The sequence below is a fragment of the Hyphomonas sp. UBA3195 genome (genome assembly GCF_002366485.1).
Taxonomy (GTDB): Bacteria; Pseudomonadota; Alphaproteobacteria; order Caulobacterales; family Hyphomonadaceae; genus Hyphomonas.
In genome coordinates, this window is the sequence record NZ_DEXB01000033.1 from 25,151 (window position 1) to 44,092 (window position 18,942).

The following is an 18,942-nucleotide window of genomic DNA, read 5'->3' on the forward strand; positions in this document are numbered from 1 at the left end:
TGATTGCGCGTTAGGCAAAGTCATATGGCATTTGACAGCAGCCGCAATACACAGCGACGACCGAAATTAGGAGACGCCCGTGACAGGTAACAAGACGATCCTGCTGGTTGACGATGACCAGGACCTGCGCGAAGCGCTCGCCGAGCAATTCGACTTGCACGATGGCTTCACCACATTGCAGGCCGCCAATGCGAACGAGGGCATCACTCACGCGCTAGCCGAACGAATCGACCTGATCCTGCTCGATGTCGATATGCCGGACATGGATGGCCGCGAAGCCTGCAAGCAAATGCGCCAAAAGGGCGTGCGTGCACCGATCATCATGCTGACGGGACAGGATGGCGATGCAGATACGATTCTCGGCCTCGAATCCGGCGCGAATGACTATGTCACCAAGCCCTTCAAATTCTCTGTTCTGCTGGCGCGGGTACGTGCGCACCTGCGCAGTTTCGAACAGTCTGAAGACGCGACCTTCCAGGTCGGGCCTTACGAGTTCCGCCCATCCATGAAATTGCTTGTCACGGAAGATGGCCGAAAGGTGCGCCTGACGGAGAAAGAAACCAACATCCTGAAATATCTCTACCGCGCACAGGGCAAGCCGGTCGCACGGGATGAGTTATTGTCAGAAGTCTGGGGCTACAATGCGACGGTCACCACGCACACGCTGGAAACCCATATCTACCGCCTGCGTCAGAAGGTCGAGCCTGATCCGGCACACGCACGCCTGTTGCTGACTGATGCTGGCGGATACCGCCTTCAGCCCTAGACTTTCATCTCAACGCTGATGGGCGCGTGATCTGAGGGTTTCCAGCCGCCGCGCCAGGCAAGATGGACGCGGTATGTGTCCAGCTGCGTGTCTGGCAGGGCAGCCGGGTTCATCCAGATATGATCCAGCCTGCGGCCCCGATTGCTCTTGGCCCAGTCTTTCGCGCGATAGCTCCACCAGGAATACAGTTTCTGATGGTCATCAACGGCCAGTCGGCCGATGTCAGCGAACCTCGCCTGACTGCGCGAATCTTCCAGGCGTTCTGTCTCGCCCGGCGTGTGCGAGATGATCTTCAACATTTGCTTGTGTGACCAGACGTCATTCTCGTGCGGCGCGACATTGAGATCGCCGACCAGAACGCGCGGTGTTGTGGTCTGCTTCTTATAGCCAGGTCCAAGCCGCTCAAGGAAATCCAGCTTGTGCGCGAACTTGTCGTTCGTGTCTGCATTCGGTTCGTCGCCGCCAGCCGGCAGGTAGATATTGTGGATTTCGACGCCTGCCACTTTTGCTGCGATCACACGGGAATGCCCGTGGCGGCACAGATCTGGGGCCTCGATACGTTCGATCGGCAGGCGCGAAGCAATGGCCACGCCGTGATGACCGCCTTTCTGACCGTTCAGGACCAGATGTGGCAGACCCATTTCCCGAAAAGCCTTTTCAGGAAATTCCCCGTCCTGGCATTTGGTTTCCTGCAGACAGATTACGTCCGGCTGCTCAGCGGCGACGAAGGCTTCCACATTGGGGGCGCGCAGGCGGACCGAATTGATGTTCCAGCTGACGATCTTGAGTGAATTTGACATTCAGGCTGCGTAACAGTGTTTCCAGAAACGTCAACGCGCCCGAGCGCGGGGAAGCTCGGACGCGTCAGACGCTTGCTTTGCACGTCTCGCCGGGAGGGGAAGGCTCCGACGGTGACAACGCATCTGGTCGCAGCGGGGGGTCAATTGCTGCGCGGGGTAGCTGCGTCGTCCACAGTTGCAAAGATGTCACTCTCACAATTAAATTCAAGTGAAAATTGTGTTATATGCTTGGCTGTGTCGTCTGGGGTCCAGTTTTCCGGCGCCAGCGGTCAAGTTCGACCTCAATTCTCGTCAAAATCCTTCATTACGAATAGGCGTGGGTTCAATCGTTTGCCCGATTCCACATTCGTCAGTTGTACGGAGGTGAGGTTTCCGCCGCTATCCATCGTGCGCCATCCGGTCAGCGACATATCACTTTCCATCAACAGCAGGGTCAGCGTGCCGTCCATTTCACCGGACTTGTCCCGAAGTGTGATTTCGACCCGACCATTGCGGTTTTGCACGTCGAGCACGTCGGCTTCGGTGGCAAAATCGATGTCGTCATCCAGCAACAGGGCGAGCGGGGTCGTGCCGAGGGGGACGCGATCCGTGGTTTCCAGTTCGGAATCCTGAAGCGCCACAGTTGTTCCATCGCTTACGACGAGAAGCGGGCTTGGGGCGTCATATTCAAACCGCACCTTGCCAGGTCGCGAAAGGGCGAACCGTCCAGTTGATTCAGTATAGTCAGGCGCAAGTTGTTCAAACGTACCGCTTGCGGTCTCCACAGCGGCCAGCGCGGCCGAGGCGCGTTCCAGCAGGTCGGCGCGTTGTTTGTCTGTCAGGCCAGCAGGCTGAGCGACTTGCGGAGCAGGGGCTGCGGCATCGGTGATCTGCAGGCCCATTGCGAAGGGGGACGTGGCGATCGCGGTGATTGCGCCAAGGCTTGCCAGGAAATTCAACATTGTGCGGTCTCCTCAATTCGTTGACCAATGGACCTACACTTAAGCGCGACAGGCTTGCAGAAACAGGGCGCGAAAAAGGTATTTTCGTCGCTTTTCGTTGCACCGCATTCAGCTTCACCCAATCGCATGTCCAGATTGACTGCCAGATGAACGCGCACAGCCCGTTTGGTGTCAGGACCGCGCCTTGCGAAAAGCGGGTCTCCAGCCCATGTTCCCTGCAGATATTCAAGGAACACGCTCACATGACTGAAATGGCTTCGCTTCATACCAAAGATACAACCGACCAGGATTTCATGGCCGATGTTGTGGAGGCGTCCGAGCAACAGCCCGTAATCGTGGATTTCTGGGCGCCGTGGTGCGGACCGTGCCGGACGCTTGGGCCGATCATCGAAAAGGCGGTCGAGTCCCGCAATGGCCAGGTCAAGCTGGTCAAGATCAATATTGATGAAAACCCGGCCTATGCCGGGCAGCTTGGCGTGCGTTCCATTCCGGCCGTATATGCGTTCGACAAGGGCCGCCCGGTCGATGCCTTCATGGGCGCACTGCCGGAAAGCCAGATCAATGCGTTCGTCGAGAAGCTGCTGAGCGGAACCGATGCCGGCAAGATGATTGCCGAGGCATTGGAACAGGCTGAAGCGGCTAGCCAGGCAGGCGATATTGGCACAGCGGCGCAGATCTATGCGGCTGTCATTCAGCAGGAGCCAGAAAACGTCACAGCGATCGCCGGGCTCGCTCGCTGTTACCTCGCCAATGGCGACAAGGAACGCGCCACAGCGACGCTCGATATGATCCCCGAGGACAAGCAGAATGACAGCGCCGTCAAAGGCGTCCGCACCGCCATTGAAATGATGGGCGATTCGGCGGCTGAACCAGACGAATTCGAAGCGGCGCTTTCAGCCGTCCTTGCCAATCCCGATGATCATGACACGCGGTTTGAGTTGGCAGAGAAGTATGGCGCGGCTGGCCGGTTCGGGGATGCGATTGATCATCTGCTGATCATTCTCGGACACAAGCTCGACTGGAGCGAAGGCAAGGCCAAGGAAAAGCTGCTACAGATGTTTGAGGCGGCAGGGGCGACAGACCCGGCAACCGTCAGCGGTCGCCGTCGTCTTGCATCGCTGATGTTTGCCTGAGGGAGCATTCGCTCCACATCTCTTTTCAGGCCGATCCAGAAAGAGACGCAATCCGATGACCCAGCCGAGCTTCACGCGTATTTCCGAACTGCCGGAACAGCTGGCGATCTTCCCCCTGCCCGGCGCGCTCCTGTTTCCGCGCTGGCAGTTGCCGCTGAACATTTTCGAACCGCGTTACCTCAACATGATTGATGATGTCATTCAGGGCGACCGCATGATCGGCATGGTCCAGACTATCGGGGGCACACGAGCCAAGCCGGATATTGCGCAAACCGGGTGCGCGGGACGTATTACGGCCTGGTCTGAAACAGGGGATGGTCGCTATCTGATCACGCTGTCGGGAATTGCGCGGTTTGATGTCTCCAAAGAGCTTTCGGTGATGACGCCCTATCGGCAGGTGACGCCCGATTGGACGCCCTATGCCGAAGACCTGAAAGATGTCCCGCCGGCGCGCTTGCCGGACCGCAAGCGTCTCGTCGGTGCGTTGCACGACTATACCGAGACACACGACATGGCGACGGACTGGTCGGCGGTGGAAGAAGCTCCGCTCGAAACCCTGGTGAATGCGCTTTGCTCGGGATGTCCATTCTCCGTGATGGAGAAGCAGGCGCTCGTTGAGGCGCCCACCTTGAAAGATCGCGCGGAAACGCTCATCACCCTTCTGGAAATGGATGTGTCCGGCCAGGATGGCGGCACGCTGCAATAGGGGCGTTCATGTCTGAAGATACCGGGAAAGAAATTGGCGCGCCGCGCAAGGGCCCGTCCGGGGTTGATCCTCGCTTGCTGGAAATCCTGATTTGCCCGGTCAGCCGCCAGCCGTTGAGCTATGACCGCGCCGCCGACGAGCTGGTCTCGCCAAAGGCGCGGCTGGCCTATCCGATCCGCAATGGCATTCCGATCATGCTGGCGGATGAGGCGCGCGATCTGGACGAAACCGCTCCTCACGATGAGCCCGGCGCATGAGCGATCCATCCTGGCCTGCTCGTCTGGCTTTCCGGAAATCCGCACAGGAATTATTTATCGAATTCGACGACGGCGTATCCGGAGTCATCGGCTACAAACGCCTGCGCGAGGAAAGCCCGTCAGCGGAGGTCCGCGGTCATGGCAGCGGTCCACGCCCTCCCCAGCCGCCGGTGCCGGACGATATCTCCGTGCTCGGCGCCGAACCGGTCGGGCGCTATGCCGTGCGCATCCGATTCTCTGACGGACATGATTCCGGGCTGTATACGTGGAAATTCCTGCGGGAACTGGCCGTGCCAACCTAACGCATCAGGCTTGGCAGGTGATCCTGGTCCGCGCTGGCCTGGCGGGCCATGGCTCGCCTGAGTGGAGTCACCCGTTGCGCCAGTGTCAGGGCCAAGCCCCGCAGAGGCTTCAGCAGATTACTGTCATTGGTAAAGGCCCGGTCGATTCCATCCATGAACATCGCCACTGCGGTCGCATCAAACCGGCGCCATTTTTCGTAGCGCTCTAGGCTGACATCCGATCCCGGATCAAGGCCGACGTCGCGAGCGTCGCACATAACATCAATCAGCGCGCCGACATCCTTGAAGCCGAGATTCAGTCCCTGCCCGGCGAGCGGATTGATCCGGTGCGCGGCATCGCCCACGAGCGCTGTACGCGGGCCAACCATGCGCGTTGCCAGCTGCATGACGAGTGGATAGGCCGAATACGGTCCGTCGATCTCCATGGGGCCCGCAAAATCTGCAAAGCGCGCATTCAGTTCGGCATTGATGTCCTCGACAGACATGGCCGCGATGGCTTCGGCCGCGCCGCGTTTCATGTACCAGGCAAGATTCGCCCGATTGTCCGGCATCGGCAGGGTCGCAAAAGGTCCTTCCGGTGTGAACAGCTGGCGCGCAATGCCTCCATGAGGGCGGTCCAGCTTCACATTGGCGGCGAAGACGGACTGATTGTAATCATGCCCTTCGGTCTGGATCCCGACGGCGCTTCGCACGGATGATTTCATCCCGTCACATGCGGCAACCAGCCGGGCGTGGATTTTGCGCCCATCAGAGAGAGTCAGGCTGGCACCCGCGGGACCGATCTCCATCGACTCGAACAGCTTGCCCTGCACCCACTCTATTTCACCCGCCTTCTCGCAGGCATCGTCCAAGGCGGCCTGAAGGTCAGCGGCCGGAACCATCTGTCCAAGGGGCTGGCCATCGGGATCATCCGGCAGGTCGTCATTGCCAAACAGCACTCCGGGCACGCCGAACCAGTGGGTTCCGCCGTCGATCGCTTCCAGTCCGTTCAAAGGCTCGGTTGATCCGCGCATTGCGTTGGTCACACCTGCCGCGTCCAGCAGCCGCCAGCTGCCGCGTACGATGGCAAAGGTCCGGGTGTCCTTGCGTACCGGAGCATTCGGGTCCCGAGCGTCAACAAGTATTACAGAAAAGCCCCGTTGCGCGGCCAGAATGGCCAGTGTGGTGCCGACCGGTCCGGCCCCCACAATGGCAAGGTCATACACGCGGTCAGACTGAGCAGCTGTTTTGGTCATGGTCTTTAGCTAAGTGCCCTCCTGCCAATCGTCCAGCAATGATGGAGATTTAGGCGATTCGCCGCATCACTGCCCATGCTTTGACCATGCCTTACCTGAAAAACCGGTCTGCCCCCATGGTGGTGCGACATTCCCTCAAGCTCACAATCATATCGGTTCTGGGAGAGCACGGGGGGTCCCGAGCTCTGCAGTCTCGTGACGAAGGAGGGGCCAGATGGGCCAACTACTAAAAAATACCATACGCGGAGCAGCGCTGCTGCCAGCCGCACTATTGGCGGGGGCAGCCGCCTACGCTCAGGATGCCGACATCGAGGCGCGGCTTGCCGCGCTGGAAGAGGGCGTAGCGGGAAGCGCCAGCGCCTATGTCGACAACAGCTACCTGTTTCTGATCGGCGGTATCATCGTGATGCTGATGGCAGCAGGTTTCTGCATGCTCGAAGCAGGGCTTGTGCGTTCCAAGAACGCCGCCATGCAGTCCACCAAGAACGTCGCACTCTATTCCATTGCCGGTCTCATGTTCTGGGTCGTCGGCTACAACATGGCCTATCCGGCTGAATCGATTGGCGGCCTGCTCGGCACCACACCCGGACCTTGGGATGGTGGCGATCTGAGCGTCGAAAGCGACGCAGGCTATGCCCCGGCCTCCGACTGGTTCTTCCAGATGGTGTTTGTCGCAACAGCTGCGTCCATCGTATCCGGTACAGTGGCAGAGCGCGTGAAGCTATGGCCTTTCCTGATCTTCACCGCAATTCTTACTGCTTTCATCTATCCGGTCGTCGTGTCCTGGGAATGGGGTGCAGGCTACCTCGATTCCGCATGGGGCTTCTCTGACTTCGCTGGTTCTACGCTGGTCCACTCGACCGGTGGCTGGGCAGCGCTCGCAGGTGCCATCATCATCGGGCCTCGCATCGGCAAGTATTTCGGCAAGCAGGTCAATCCGATGCCGGGCAACAACATCCCGCTCGCCGCACTGGGTACATTCATCCTGTGGTTCGGTTGGTTTGGCTTCAACGGTGCGTCCCAACTGGCAGCCGGTACGGCCGCAGACATCAACTCCGTTTCGCAGATCTTTGCGAACACAAACCTCGCAGCAGCGGGCGGCGTGATGGCGGCGATGTTCACGACTGCCATCCTCTACAAGGGCAAGGTCGACGCGACCATGGTGTTCAACGGTGCTATCGGTGGCCTCGTGTCCATCACGGCAGAACCGCTTGCACCAAGCATGCTGGCTTCGGTCCTGATCGGTGGTGTGGGCGGCGTCCTGGTCGTGATCTTCGTGCCACTGCTCGACAAGCTGAAAATCGATGATGTGGTCGGCGCTATTCCGGCTCACCTCGTTTGCGGCATCTGGGGCACAATGATCGTTCCATTCTCCTACACGAACGCCATCGCGCCGAATGAAGCGGGTGACCCAAGCTATCTTGGCCAGCTGGTTGGTGTGGTTCTGACCGGTGTCTTCGTGATGATCGCCTCTTCGATTGTCTGGTACATCCTGAAACTCACCATCGGCGTGCGTCCGACGGCCGAGGAAGAAGAGATGGGCCTCGACAAGGCAGAAATCGGCCTCGAAGCCTATCCGGAATTCGCGAACTAGGTTCATAAGAGTACCCAACGAAAAGCCCCGGCAGAGCAATCTGTCGGGGCTTTTTATTGGTCTTTGCGGGGCAGGATCAGTCCTTAGGACTCATCATCCGGCATGATCACTGTATCGACGGCGTGGATAACACCGTTGGAAGCCTGGATATCAGCCGCCACAACCGTGGCATTGTCGATCATCACGCTGTCGTCCGTCTTCGTGACGGCGACGTCAGAGCCAGCCAGCGTAGCGACATTCATTTCGCCATTGGCGATATCGCTGCTCAGGGTTTCGCCTTCGACCACGTGTGCTTTGAGGATTGCGGTCAGTTTGTCATTTGCTTCACCGGATTTCAGCTTTGAAACCAGCTCGGGGTCGAGCTTTTCAAAAGCCGCATTGGTCGGCGCAAACACTGTGTATTTGGTGTCGCTATCCAGTTCACCGGTCAGGCCAGCCTGCTCTACAAGAGCGACCAGGGTTGTGAAGCGAGGATCTTCCGAGGCGATATCGGAAATCGTGCCCTTCATGGCGAGATCAGCCATGGCCTCGGTCTCTGACGCATAGTCCGGGCCGCCCATACCGATTTCGGGCTCTACTTCCATATCAGTCTCTGCGGTTACCGAAGCGTCCATATTTGCTTCAGCGGAGCCATCAGTCGTCACGTCAGCAGATTGCGTCTCGTCCCACTCATAGGATTTCGTGTCGCCTGCCGGGTCTGTCTGTTCCGGATTGGTAATAGCGGGATCATATGTTTCTGTGGCACCGGTCGTCTGCTCAGCCTCCATTTCCGCGTTCGTGGTCGTGTCAGCCTGTGCCATCACCATTGTGTCGTCGGATTCAGCAGAAGTCTCTTCAGGTACATCCATATCGGATTGGACAGTGAAGAGGACATCGCTGGTGGCGTCGGATGCCGCCGGATCTTTCAGAACCTTCAGTTGAAGTGCGTTCAATTCGTCAATCGACAGCTCGTCAATGTTTTGAACATCAGAACTTTCTTCCATTTCGGCGGAGGCGTTAACGTCCATGTCGGTTGTGTTAGGTTCCTGCGCGGTTGCGGCCATACCCGTTAACAGGGCGATGGTTGCGGGGATAATCAGTGTGCGTTTCATATCGAGCTCTCCTTTGGTGTTGGTCTCACGCAATCAATGAGGCCGTGGAGGCTCTGGTTCCTTATATTACGGAGAATACATACGCGTGCGGATACGGGATCAGCCTGGCTGATTCAGATCAAATCGCGACGGTTTGCTCGTTTTGAGCCCGTTTTCGCGAGGTCCAAAAGATTAACAGCCTTCCTGCAGAAGTTTTACCGGCATTTGCCGGGCGTTAAGCGTATTGGGTCAAAGTGAGGGCTCCCGCGACACAAGTGGAGCAGCCCCACCTCATGACAGACTATGTTTATACCGAAGACGATATCCCGAGCGTCAGCGACCCGGTCTGGCGGATTCTCACAGGGGCAGCGGCATTCGGAATAGGCGTCTTCATATGTGGTAGCGTAGGGTCCTACATGCCAAGCGATCCGAGCTGGAACGCCGCCACAGATGCAGAAGTCCAGAATCTGTTCAGTGGCCCTGGTGCCATCTTCGCGGACTTGTCCCGTCAAATGCTTGGCTGGTCTGCCTGGGCAGCGGGTCTTGCCATGATGATCGGCGGCGCCATGCGCACCGTGCTGATCGGCGTGCCGCGCGTGCGCCGCTGGATGACGGGCCTCGCTTTCGTTCCACTGTCGGCCGCCTTCTTTGCCGCCTGGCCTGTGCCGGAAAGCTGGCCATTGTCGGCGGGTCTTGGCGGCGTCGTGGGTGATGCGCTCTTCTATTATGCCTCCATGCCGTTCCGCGCGCTGCTGCTGCCATCTCCGAACACATGGGCGGGCGCCGTCCTGGGCGCGGCCTCCGCTTGGGCCGCCCTGTCGGCACTGGGTTTCCGACGCCGCGACGCACACCTTCTTCATCAGGCCGCGACCAAGTCCGGACGCCATGCCGCACGTCAGGCCACCGGCATTGGTGGGTTCTTGGTTTCGGTTGTGTCCTTCCTCAAGCCGAAGCCGCGCGATCTGGATGACGAAGAGCTGGACGCAGATCGCGATACGGGACGCGCACGCGTCATCAAGGGCGACGACGAATATGTCGACGCAGACTCCTATGATGTCGACTATGATGACGAAGACGAAGTCTATGATGAGGAAGACGAGACGTCACTTGATGATGAAGACCTGTATGAAGACGAAGATGACGGGATCGCGCCAATTCAAACGCGTCGCCTGTCCGTACCCGTCTCCAAGCCGAAACTGCCAAGCCAACCCCGTGTGACGAAATCGGACCGCCGCCGCAAGTCCACGCGCCTGCCCTCGATCGACTTGCTCCAGATGCCGGAAGAGCGCGGCGATACGGTGGACGAAGATGCACTGCTCGAGAAGGCTGCGCGCCTGACCGATGTTCTGAAGGAATTCGGTGTACGCGGCCGCATCAAGGAAGTGCGTCCCGGCCCGGTCATTACACTGTTCGAAATGGAACCAGCTCCGGGCGTCAAATCTTCCCGTGTGATTTCCCTGGCGGACGACATTGCCCGCTCGATGAGCGCGATCTCTGCCCGTGTCGCGGTGGTTCCCGGCAAGAATGCGATTGGCATCGAGCTGCCAAACGAAGACCGCGACACGGTTTACCTGCGCACGCTGCTTCAGGCCGAAGCCTATGTCGGCACACGGGCCAGCCTGCCAATGGCGCTCGGCGAAGACATTGGCGGTGTGCCAACCGTGGTCGACCTTTCCAAGATGCCTCACTTGCTGATTGCGGGTACGACGGGTTCGGGTAAGTCGGTCGGCGTCAACGCAATGATCCTGTCCCTGCTCTATCGTCACTCGCCGGAACAGTGCCGTTTCATCATGATCGATCCGAAAATGCTCGAACTGTCGATCTATGAGGGCATTCCACACTTGCTGGCGCCGGTTGTGACGGATCCGAAGAAGGCCGTGAACGCCCTGCAGTGGACCGTCCGCGAGATGGAAGGCCGCTATGAGCTGATGTCAAAAGCGGGCGTCCGTAACCTCGCTGGCTTCAATGACAAGGCCGCCAAGTACCGTGCCAATGGCGACGAACTTGTCCGCAAGGTCCAGACCGGATTCGATGAGCGCGGCAAGCCAATCTACGAAACCGAATCTCTGCCAACGGATCATATTCCGAATATTGTTGTTGTCATCGACGAGATGGCTGACCTGATGATGGTCGCAGGCAAGGAAATTGAAGGCTGTGTCCAGCGCCTCGCCCAGATGGCCCGTGCGGCTGGTATTCACTTGATCACGGCAACACAGAGACCATCCGTAGACGTTATTACGGGTACGATCAAAGCGAACTTCCCGACACGGATTTCCTATATGGTCACGACCAAGATCGACTCACGGACGATCCTGGGCGAACAAGGCGCCGAACAGCTGCTCGGTATGGGCGACCTGCTCTATCAGGCCCCCGGCAAGAAATCCCAGCGCCTTCATGGCCCGTTCGTGTCAGATGAGGAAGTCGGCTCGGTCGTTGACTGGCTCAAGGAACAAGGCGAGCCCGACTATGTCATGGATGTGCTCGAAGCGCCCGAAGATGGCTCAACGGGGTCTGCCGTCATGGATGCCATGCTCGGGACGAGCACCGGCGACGAAGACGACGATCTCTATTCCCAGGCGCTTGCCATCGTCGTCCGCGACCAGCGCGCCTCGACCTCCTATCTTCAGCGCCGCCTCAAGATTGGCTACAACAAGGCTGCAGGCGTAATCGATCGCCTCGAAGAAGAAGGCGCGATCTCTGCGCCGAACCATGCCGGCAAGCGCGAAGTTCTCGCAAGCGCGCGGCCAAGCCCCGAATAGATCCCACGAGCTTTGGTGGGAAACAAAGGACGAGCCTCCATCCGACGCAGAAGCGGGTGGGGGCTCATTTCATTTGCGGGCCCTAGCCCATTGGATACATCTGGTCTTTGGTGACGGCATCGCACGCCTTCATCACGTCTGCGGAGAGTTCCAGGTCTGCGGCTGCGAGAATGTCGGCCAACTGATCGAATTTCGACACGCCGACAATGGTGGAGGCGACGAAATCATGTTGTTTCGACCATGCTGTGGCCAGCGTCACGGGCGACATGCCCGCATCCTTCGCGATGTCCATGAAGCGCCGCGTGGATTCCAGTGACTTTTCGTTGACGAACCGCCCGGCCATTAAGGTCTGACGCCCGCCATGTTGCAAATAGGCTGAGAAACGCGCGCCTTCGGGCAGGGCACCATCCTGATACTTGCCGGACAAGACGCCCCCTGCCAACGGCGAATAAGGGATAAGGCTGACACCTTCGCGGCGACACACTTTGGCCAATGCATCTTCAAAGCGGCGATTGTTCAGGCTGAAATTGTTCTGAATCGTGTGATAGCGCACCGTACCGAGCCGGTTGGAGGTCTCGATACTCTTCATCAGGCCCCAGGCATCTTCATTGCTACAGCCGACGATGCGCACTTTTCCCTCGCGAACGAGATCATCAAGGGTCTCCATCGTCTCGTCGAAGTTCGTGCCATGATCTGGCCAATGGGTCTGGTAGAGATCGACATAGTCGGTTTGCAACCGGGTCAGGCTGGCATCGATGGCGCGGCGGATATTGTGCCGGTCCAGCGCCGTCATCTCGCCGCGCTGCGATCCCTTGATCCATCCATGCGACGGCCCGCACACTTTCGTAGCCACGATCAGGCGGTCGCGGTCTTTGGTCTTCATCCAGCGGCCAAAGATTTCTTCGGTCCGCCCAGCCCATTCAAGCTTTGGCGGCACCGGGTAGTTCTCGGCGGTGTCATAGAAATTGATCCCGGCTTCGAAACAGGCATCAAGGATCTTGTGGGCTTCGGCTTCGTCCGTTTGGGCGCCGAAAGTCATCGTGCCCATGCAGATGTCGGATACGTAAATGGCGCTCTTGCCAAGGCGGCGGTGTTTCATGGCGGTGACTCCCTCTTATCGGGAAGACACTAATGCGTCGGGCCGGAATGGCCAGCATTGCCCTAGGGGATATCCCGCTCTGCGGCATCGATGCAGCCAGCCGCTTCCAATATATCGAGTGCCGGGGTGAGCTGCGCCTCGTACCGCTTCCATCGGGCCAGCGCCCGGGTATAGAGCGGCTCGCGCACCTGCGCGGAACTGGCGGTCGCAACCGGCGCGGCATTCTGGTGAAAGTCCAGGCATTGGGCCTCAAATGACAGGCCGCAGAACTCGAGCAATCTCCGTGTCTGGGCCTCGATGTCGCCCACCACGTCTTCATAATGAACCTGTGTGAACCGGCCTGCCGGAAGCGTCTCGCTGTAATGCCGGATCATGCGGTCAAAGCCGACATAATAGTGCGCCGTGGTTTCCAGGTTCAGGGCGTAGTCGTAATAGGGAAACTGCGTCGCAAACAATTGCCTGTAATTGCTGAGCACTGTGTCCGCCGGATGCCGCCTGAGGCAGATGATCCGCGCTTCCGGCAGGGCCGCCAAAATGATGGGGGCGTAAATCGCATTCAGTGGCAGCTTGTCAATGAACCGCCCAGTCAGGCCGAGCGTGGATTCAACGCGTTGCATGTACATCCGGCCAAGCTCGTTCTGGTCTACCTGCCCGGCTGCCGCCAGCGTTTCGACATCCAGCACGTATTTCGATTGGGTGCCTGACAGGTGTTTCAGGCTGATCCCGAAATCGGCGAGTTCTCCGGCCGAAGTCACCTCGCTATGGCTCGACAAGATCCGGTCGACCAGGGTGGTTCCCGTCCGGGGCATGCCGACAATGAAAATGGGTTGCGCGCTGGTATGGCCACCCATCATTGGCAGGTGTGTCGTCGCTTTCGCCGCGTCGAAAATGGCGTCATCAAACGCCGCATCGTGCTGCACAGCGGCCCATTTGGCTGATTTGGCTTTGGCCAGCCAGCCCATCGCTTCGGCTGGTTGGTTCAAATCTTCATAGGCCTTGGCGAGGGCATGGCCGACGCGGAGCGCGTCATCGGCTTTATGGGCGACCGAGGGAAACACAGCTTTCAATTCGGCAATCTGGTTGTCGGCCTCGGTCTGCTTCGTGATCTGGACGATTGCGGCCAGAGCGCGGGTCTCGCCCGGATCCAGTATTAAGCATCTGCGATAGGCTTCCCGCGCTTCGTCCATGTGTCCGACAAACTGAAGCGCCGCTCCGAGATTGTAATGGTAGGCAGAGACATCTGGGGCGGTCGCCGTGGCCCGCTTGTAGAATTCCAGAGAACGGTCATGCAGTCCGGCGCGGCTGTAGACGACCCCCAGCGTGTCGAGCGTCAAGGCGTCGTCTGGCGCAAGCGCGGCGGCGGCATCCGCAGACCGTACAGCCGATTCGCGCCTGAGAAGTGCCATTTCACTGCGCGCTTTTTGGGCGAGCACTTCAGGGTGTTGTGGGCTGAGTGTCAGCGCACGATCAAACAGGTCTATGGCCTTGGCATGATTGGCGTGATCCGCGGTCAGGATGCCCAGTAGATAATACGCGCGCGGCTCGCCGGGGTCGCGTTTCAGCGCCTCCATGCAGTCGGCATGCGCATGCCTGTAAGCCTTCTTTTCCAGATGGCTCGCCGCCCGGTCCAGTAGCCCAATATTTGGCGAAGATGCCCAATTTTTGATCAGTGCATTGTTCCTTCATTCTACAACTGAGCCGTATAGGCGCAATTCTGTGCCAAAAATATTACGCCAAGGACATAAATGTGCTGCCGTGTGGGACGGTCGCTTGTGCCAAATTCTTCCCTGCTTCCTAATGTTGGAGGTGAGGTAGGAACTATAGGAGTTTCTACAAATGTCTAAATCCAGTCTACTACGGCAGACCAGTCTTGTCGTGCTTGCGACAGGCCTTGCCATGGGTGCCAGCGCCCAGGAAGAACCGTCCAGCGACAGCGAATTGCGCGCCCAGACCATTACGGTCACCGCCACCCGCCGCGCCGAAAGCGTTCAGGATATCCCGCTGAACATCGCGGCCCTTGGCGGCGAGCAGATCGAAGAGCAAGGCTTTGACGAACTGGCAGATGTGCTGGCTTATGTACCGGGTATCAACGTCGTTGATCGCGGTGGCCGTCAGGGCAACCCCGTTATTGTTCGTGGTCTGAATGCAGATGGCCTCGGCTCCGGTGACGGCAACAATGATGGCGGCGGCACGGTTGCCACCTATCTCGGCGAGATTCCGCTTTTTGTGGATCTCAAGCTGAATGACCTTCAGCGCGTGGAAGTCCTGCTTGGGCCACAAGGCACACTTTACGGCGCCGGTACGCTTGGCGGCGCAATCCGTTACATCCCGAACAAGCCGGATTTTGATGGCGACCTACTGGAAGTGCGGTCGGAATTCTCAAAATATTCCGAAGCAGCATCGCTCAGCTATGAAACCGGCTTGACCTTCAACAAGACGTTTGCGCCAAACTTTGCGATCCGTGGCTCGGTCGACTACGAAGACGATTCCGGTTTCATCGACTATCCATACATCGTGCAGGAAATCGGTGTATCAGATCCGGACCCGGACTTTTCTGACCCGACTGATGTTGCGTCCAATTTGCGCGGCGTCACGGATGCGAATGGCGAGCGGACCGTTTCCGGCCGCCTCGCTGCGCGCTGGGAACCAACTGAGTGGCTCGATGGGACGGCGACCTATTATTACCAGAAGTCCGAAATCGATGGCCGCCAGGGCTCCAGCTGGCGCAACACGCTCCAGACCGGGAAATACGAACTGGCCAAACGTGTCGAAGAACCGAACGAGATTACCAACCAGTTGCTGGCGCTTGAGCTGACAGCCGATCTCGGCTTTGCGGAGCTGACCTCCGCCACCGGCTATTCCCGGTTCGACGACAATGGCCAGCGCGACCAGACCGACCTCCTGATCTCGCTCGAATACAGCTATGAACTGTTCCCGACCTTCACCTCCTTCACGCATGAGAAGGGTCGCGAGAACACATTCAACCAGGAAGTCCGTCTCGTTTCGACGACTGACAGCCGGTTCAACTGGATCGTTGGTGCGTTCTACAACAATTCCGATGTGACCTCCTATTCCCAGGAGTACACGCCGGGATATGCGGACTATGTCGGCTTCGACCGCCCGGATGACCTGGAATACTATTCCCAGTTCTATTCTTCACTGGAAGAAGCAGCGCTGTTTGGGGAGGTTGGATTTGACATCACCGATCGCTGGACCGTCACGGTCGGGGGGCGCTATTATGAGTATGATCTGGAATCGTTCAGCGATGTCGATTTCCCGCTCTTCGATAGCGGTCCGAACTATCTCCAGCCCGTTGGCATCAGCGACATGGAAGACAGCCTGAAGTCTGACTTCGCCGCCGGCAGCCCGAATGGCACAGAGCGGACCAGCCAGTCCGATGATGGTACCCTGTTCAAGTTCAACACCTCTTATCAGGTGACGGATGATGTTCTCGGTTACTTCACCGTCAGCGAAGGCTACCGGATTGGTAACTCGAACGGTATTGGCGTTTGCCCGGCCTATGATCCGACCAACAACCAGCAAGGCGCATGTGCACTTCTGCCGGGACAGCAATTCGGACCGGGCGCTGGCGACGTTTCCACGCGGGACGAATCGCAATTCGGTCCTGACACGACCACCAATTACGAGCTTGGCTTCAAGTCGACCCTGATGGATGGGCGGGTCACCCTGAACGGCGCAGTCTACTATATCGAATGGACCGATCCGCAGCTGAGTTCTGCCACGATCAACGCCTCCATTCCGATCACGGTCAATGCCGAAGGCGCGGAGTCCAAAGGCTTTGAGGTCAATGGCGCCTGGGCAGTCAAAGAGAACCTCTCCGTACGCGGCAGCTATAGTCATTCCGAGGCAACGCTCACCGCGGATGCACCGGGCCTTGTCGGCACGATCTCGCCTCCGGGCTTCGGATCGGTCTTGCTGGACGGCAGTGACGGTGACCGCCTGCCCGGCTCTCCGGAAGATCAGTTCGCAGTCTTCGGAACCTATGTCATGCCGCTCGAAAATGGCGCGGAAGTTGCCTTCAATGCCGGCTACACATGGCAGGGCGATGTGCTCAGCCGCACGGGTGGCCTCGGCGATGGTTTGACGCTCGATTCCTTCGGGCTGGCCAATGTCTCTGCCGTATATGACACGGGCGACTGGCAGGCGACCTTCTTCGTCAACAACCTCTTTGACGAGTTCTACGAGACCGGCGTCGTCGGCACGAATCTCTACAATCAGGTTCTGTCTGATGATGCGGGCGGCCCGGTCTATCAACGGACCTACTACACCCATGTCGGCGCGCCGCGTTCGATCGGTGTACGGTTCAAATATACGTTTGAATAGTCGACTTCCTGACTGTTCCAAAGGTCAATCCCCGGGGTCGCCTGTCATGGGCGGCCCCTCCCTTTTCAGATCTGCCCTTTTTCAGACTTCGTCCAGCAATTGGGTAAAGTCCACCACTTCAAACCCATGCCCCGTCGCGCGGGCAAACCGCTCCAGATCATCCCGCGCAATCGCCGTGGTCCCGGTATTGGTCAGCGGGTGGAAATTCACCGGATCGTGATCCAGCAGCGCGGCATCGACCAGGAAACGCACGCGCCCGCCTGTATCATTCATCAGGGCAAATGCCGTCACCGATCCCGGTGTCACGCCCAGCACTTCCTCCATCAGATCGGGTGAACCAAACGACAGCCGCCGCGTGCCGATCAGGCGATGAAGCCGGTTCAGCTTGAGCTCTGAATGTGCCTCCGCCGCGATCAGGATGATCGCGCCATCCTTGTCGGTCAGGAACAGGTTCTTGGTGTGTCCGCCGGGCATGGAGGCTTTCAGCTCCCGCCCCTCATCCACCGTAAACACGGCATCATGCCAATGTGTTGTGTGGGCGACGCCCAATTCATCCAGATAGGCAAAGAGATCATCAGGGGTTGCGGTCATGGCGTCCTTTGGGCCAAGACTTTAGCCTCCCGTCAAGCACTGCTCTGGATACCGCTTCATGCATCTCGATTGCTACAAGATCTACGACGTCGCGCCACAAATGGTGCCTGCGCGCTCCAATCGCGACTGGATGGACGCCTTCACAGATCGCCATCCCTATCGCTGCCTGCCGCTGACCATGGCCAATTCCACCGGCTGGGAATTGCTCTGCCCGATGGACATCAAGATCAAATGGAATGGCGGCACGCGCAATGAAGACATTCAGATCCTGACGCGCGGCGATCCGAACGCAATTTCCAGCTTTGCCGATGCGCATTTCATGCGCGGCATCGTCACCTTCCATACCGGCCACCTGTTCCGCACGCCGCCCGGCTGGGGCGTCTGGGTCACGGGCCCGCCAAACTGGCCGAAGGATGGCATCTATCCGCTGACGGGCCTGGTCGAGACCGACTGGCTGCCCTTCCCGTTCACAATGAACTGGCAGATGACGCGCCCCGGCGAAGTGATCTTCGAAAAGGACGAGCCCTTCGCCTTCATCACGCTGATGGAGCACAAGAAGCTGGAAGAGATCGAACCGGAGCGGAAGCTGCTGCGCTCGAACACGGAATTGGTGAAGGAATATAATGCCTGGACCGAAAGCCGGTCAGACTTCAACAAGCGCCTGAAGACAGGCGAAGAAAACGCCATGAAGGAACGCTGGCAGCGCCACTATATGCGCGGCGAAAAACCCACGGGCGACAAAGCCGATACCCACCAAACCAAACGCCGCCTGAAAGCGCCGAAAGAGGTCTAGAGGTGCAGAGCAGGCGCGCCTCTCGCCCAGCCCCGGCTCCCTCCACTTCCACAAACGCTTCGGCTTCGAAGAAATCGGCGAGAACATCTTCGTGCCAAGTGAGAAGGAAGTGATCTATATGGAGCGGGTGATATGAGTCAGGAATTCAGGGGTCTCACTTCAGAAGAACGCGCGGCATTGGAAAGTGGCCTTTCTCTTGCGTCGAGACTGGCGGACGCTGCCCCGCCTCTTACCGCTGCGCATGTACAAGACCTCTACGACACGCTCTCGAGCCAGTATCCGGAATATGGTGAAGGCATCATCGCGGCGGGACTGGCATTCGGGGAACTGTTGGCCCAGAAGGTTCCGCTTGAATGGGTGCGGGTGAAGGACGAGTTCGGAGAGGAAACAGTCCTGGCCATACCTGACCTGAAGATATTTTGTTCTCCAGTCAGCATGATTCAGAAGCGGGTAAGGGAGTCCGCGCGGGTCAGCATCACTGACCTTTGCAATGCGATGGCGAGCGAGCTGCAGCGCATGGCGGACTCTGGGGAATACGACAGCCGACCGTAG

The 18,942-nt window shown here is 58.6% G+C and carries 17 protein-coding genes; 10 read left to right on the plus strand and 7 right to left on the minus strand.

Translation table 11 applies throughout. The annotated features are described in order from the left end of the window. Positions 1-79 precede the first annotated feature (79 nt). Complete coding sequence (locus B2344_RS10165; protein ID WP_290485160.1) at positions 80-766, plus strand: response regulator transcription factor; 687 nt, start codon at positions 80-82, stop codon at positions 764-766. Here B2344_RS10165 and B2344_RS10170 read toward each other — a convergent pair. Both B2344_RS10170 and B2344_RS10175 read right to left on the minus strand, forming a co-directional pair. Then, a complete protein-coding gene (locus B2344_RS10170) occupies positions 763-1,566 on the minus strand; it encodes an exodeoxyribonuclease III (protein WP_206991728.1) in 804 nt (267 codons plus the stop codon). The genes B2344_RS10165 and B2344_RS10170 overlap by 4 nt on opposite strands. 281 nt (positions 1,567-1,847) lie before the next feature. After that, the gene (locus B2344_RS10175; RefSeq protein WP_242517428.1) at positions 1,848-2,507 is read right to left on the minus strand and encodes a LolA family protein; all 660 of its coding nucleotides are present in this window, start codon (positions 2,505-2,507) and stop codon (positions 1,848-1,850) included. Positions 2,508-2,749: 242 nt separating this feature from the next. Here B2344_RS10175 and trxA point away from each other — a divergent pair, with 242 nt between their 5' ends. Genes trxA through B2344_RS10195 form a run of 4 tightly spaced genes read left to right on the plus strand, consistent with a single transcriptional unit; the run spans position 2,750 to position 4,905 of the window. Beyond that, positions 2,750-3,640 carry a thioredoxin gene (gene trxA, locus B2344_RS10180; RefSeq protein WP_034813090.1) on the plus strand — a complete coding sequence of 297 codons (891 nt, stop codon included), beginning with the start codon at positions 2,750-2,752 and terminating at the stop codon, positions 3,638-3,640. 55 nt (positions 3,641-3,695) lie between these two features. Continuing rightward, on the plus strand, positions 3,696-4,346 hold the full coding sequence (locus B2344_RS10185) for an LON peptidase substrate-binding domain-containing protein (protein ID WP_290480273.1): 651 nt from the start codon (positions 3,696-3,698) through the stop codon (positions 4,344-4,346). 8 nt (positions 4,347-4,354) lie between these two features. After that, complete coding sequence (locus B2344_RS10190) at positions 4,355-4,603, plus strand: Trm112 family protein (RefSeq protein WP_206991730.1); 249 nt, start codon at positions 4,355-4,357, stop codon at positions 4,601-4,603. Continuing rightward, a complete protein-coding gene (locus B2344_RS10195; RefSeq protein ID WP_034813095.1) occupies positions 4,600-4,905 on the plus strand; it encodes a gamma-butyrobetaine hydroxylase-like domain-containing protein in 306 nt (101 codons plus the stop codon). The genes B2344_RS10190 and B2344_RS10195 overlap by 4 nt, the downstream gene beginning before the upstream one ends. Here B2344_RS10195 and B2344_RS10200 read toward each other — a convergent pair. Further along, positions 4,902-6,140 carry an FAD-dependent monooxygenase gene (locus B2344_RS10200; protein WP_290485161.1) on the minus strand — a complete coding sequence of 413 codons (1,239 nt, stop codon included), beginning with the start codon at positions 6,138-6,140 and terminating at the stop codon, positions 4,902-4,904. The genes B2344_RS10195 and B2344_RS10200 overlap by 4 nt on opposite strands. A 214-nt stretch (positions 6,141-6,354) precedes the next feature. On the opposite strand from B2344_RS10200, the gene B2344_RS10205 reads away from it, so the two are divergent. Beyond that, complete coding sequence (locus B2344_RS10205) at positions 6,355-7,734, plus strand: ammonium transporter (protein ID WP_290480276.1); 1,380 nt, start codon at positions 6,355-6,357, stop codon at positions 7,732-7,734. 83 nt (positions 7,735-7,817) lie between these two features. Here B2344_RS10205 and B2344_RS10210 read toward each other — a convergent pair whose 3' ends face one another. After that, positions 7,818-8,825, minus strand: coding sequence for a fasciclin domain-containing protein (locus B2344_RS10210; protein ID WP_290480277.1), 1,008 nt, complete (start codon positions 8,823-8,825; stop codon positions 7,818-7,820). Positions 8,826-9,097: 272 nt separating this feature from the next. On the opposite strand from B2344_RS10210, the gene B2344_RS10215 reads away from it, so the two are divergent. Continuing rightward, positions 9,098-11,563: a DNA translocase FtsK gene (locus B2344_RS10215; RefSeq protein WP_290485162.1), complete on the plus strand. Its 2,466-nt coding sequence runs from the start codon at positions 9,098-9,100 to the stop codon at positions 11,561-11,563. Between the two features lie 82 nt (positions 11,564-11,645). Here B2344_RS10215 and B2344_RS10220 read toward each other — a convergent pair whose 3' ends face one another. Next, positions 11,646-12,662, minus strand: coding sequence for an aldo/keto reductase (locus B2344_RS10220; RefSeq protein WP_290485163.1), 1,017 nt, complete (start codon positions 12,660-12,662; stop codon positions 11,646-11,648). Between the two features lie 62 nt (positions 12,663-12,724). Next, on the minus strand, positions 12,725-14,233 hold the full coding sequence (locus tag B2344_RS10225) for a tetratricopeptide repeat-containing sulfotransferase family protein (RefSeq protein ID WP_414651735.1): 1,509 nt from the start codon (positions 14,231-14,233) through the stop codon (positions 12,725-12,727). A 265-nt stretch (positions 14,234-14,498) separates the two neighbouring features. Between B2344_RS10225 and B2344_RS10230 the strand changes: the two genes are divergently transcribed. Beyond that, the gene (locus tag B2344_RS10230) at positions 14,499-17,006 is read left to right on the plus strand and encodes a TonB-dependent receptor (RefSeq protein ID WP_290482574.1); all 2,508 of its coding nucleotides are present in this window, start codon (positions 14,499-14,501) and stop codon (positions 17,004-17,006) included. Between the two features lie 81 nt (positions 17,007-17,087). Here the strand turns inward: B2344_RS10230 and B2344_RS10235 are convergent, their stop codons facing one another. Then, positions 17,088-17,597 (minus strand): prolyl-tRNA synthetase associated domain-containing protein, encoded by a 510-nt coding sequence (locus B2344_RS10235; protein ID WP_290485164.1) that lies wholly within the window; start codon positions 17,595-17,597, stop codon positions 17,088-17,090. A gap of 58 nt (positions 17,598-17,655) precedes the next feature. Here B2344_RS10235 and B2344_RS10240 point away from each other — a divergent pair, with 58 nt between their 5' ends. Beyond that, on the plus strand, positions 17,656-18,390 hold the full coding sequence (locus tag B2344_RS10240) for a DUF6065 family protein (RefSeq protein WP_290480282.1): 735 nt from the start codon (positions 17,656-17,658) through the stop codon (positions 18,388-18,390). A 132-nt stretch (positions 18,391-18,522) separates the two neighbouring features. Beyond that, positions 18,523-18,942 (plus strand): DUF3806 domain-containing protein, encoded by a 420-nt coding sequence (locus B2344_RS10245; RefSeq protein WP_290482572.1) that lies wholly within the window; start codon positions 18,523-18,525, stop codon positions 18,940-18,942.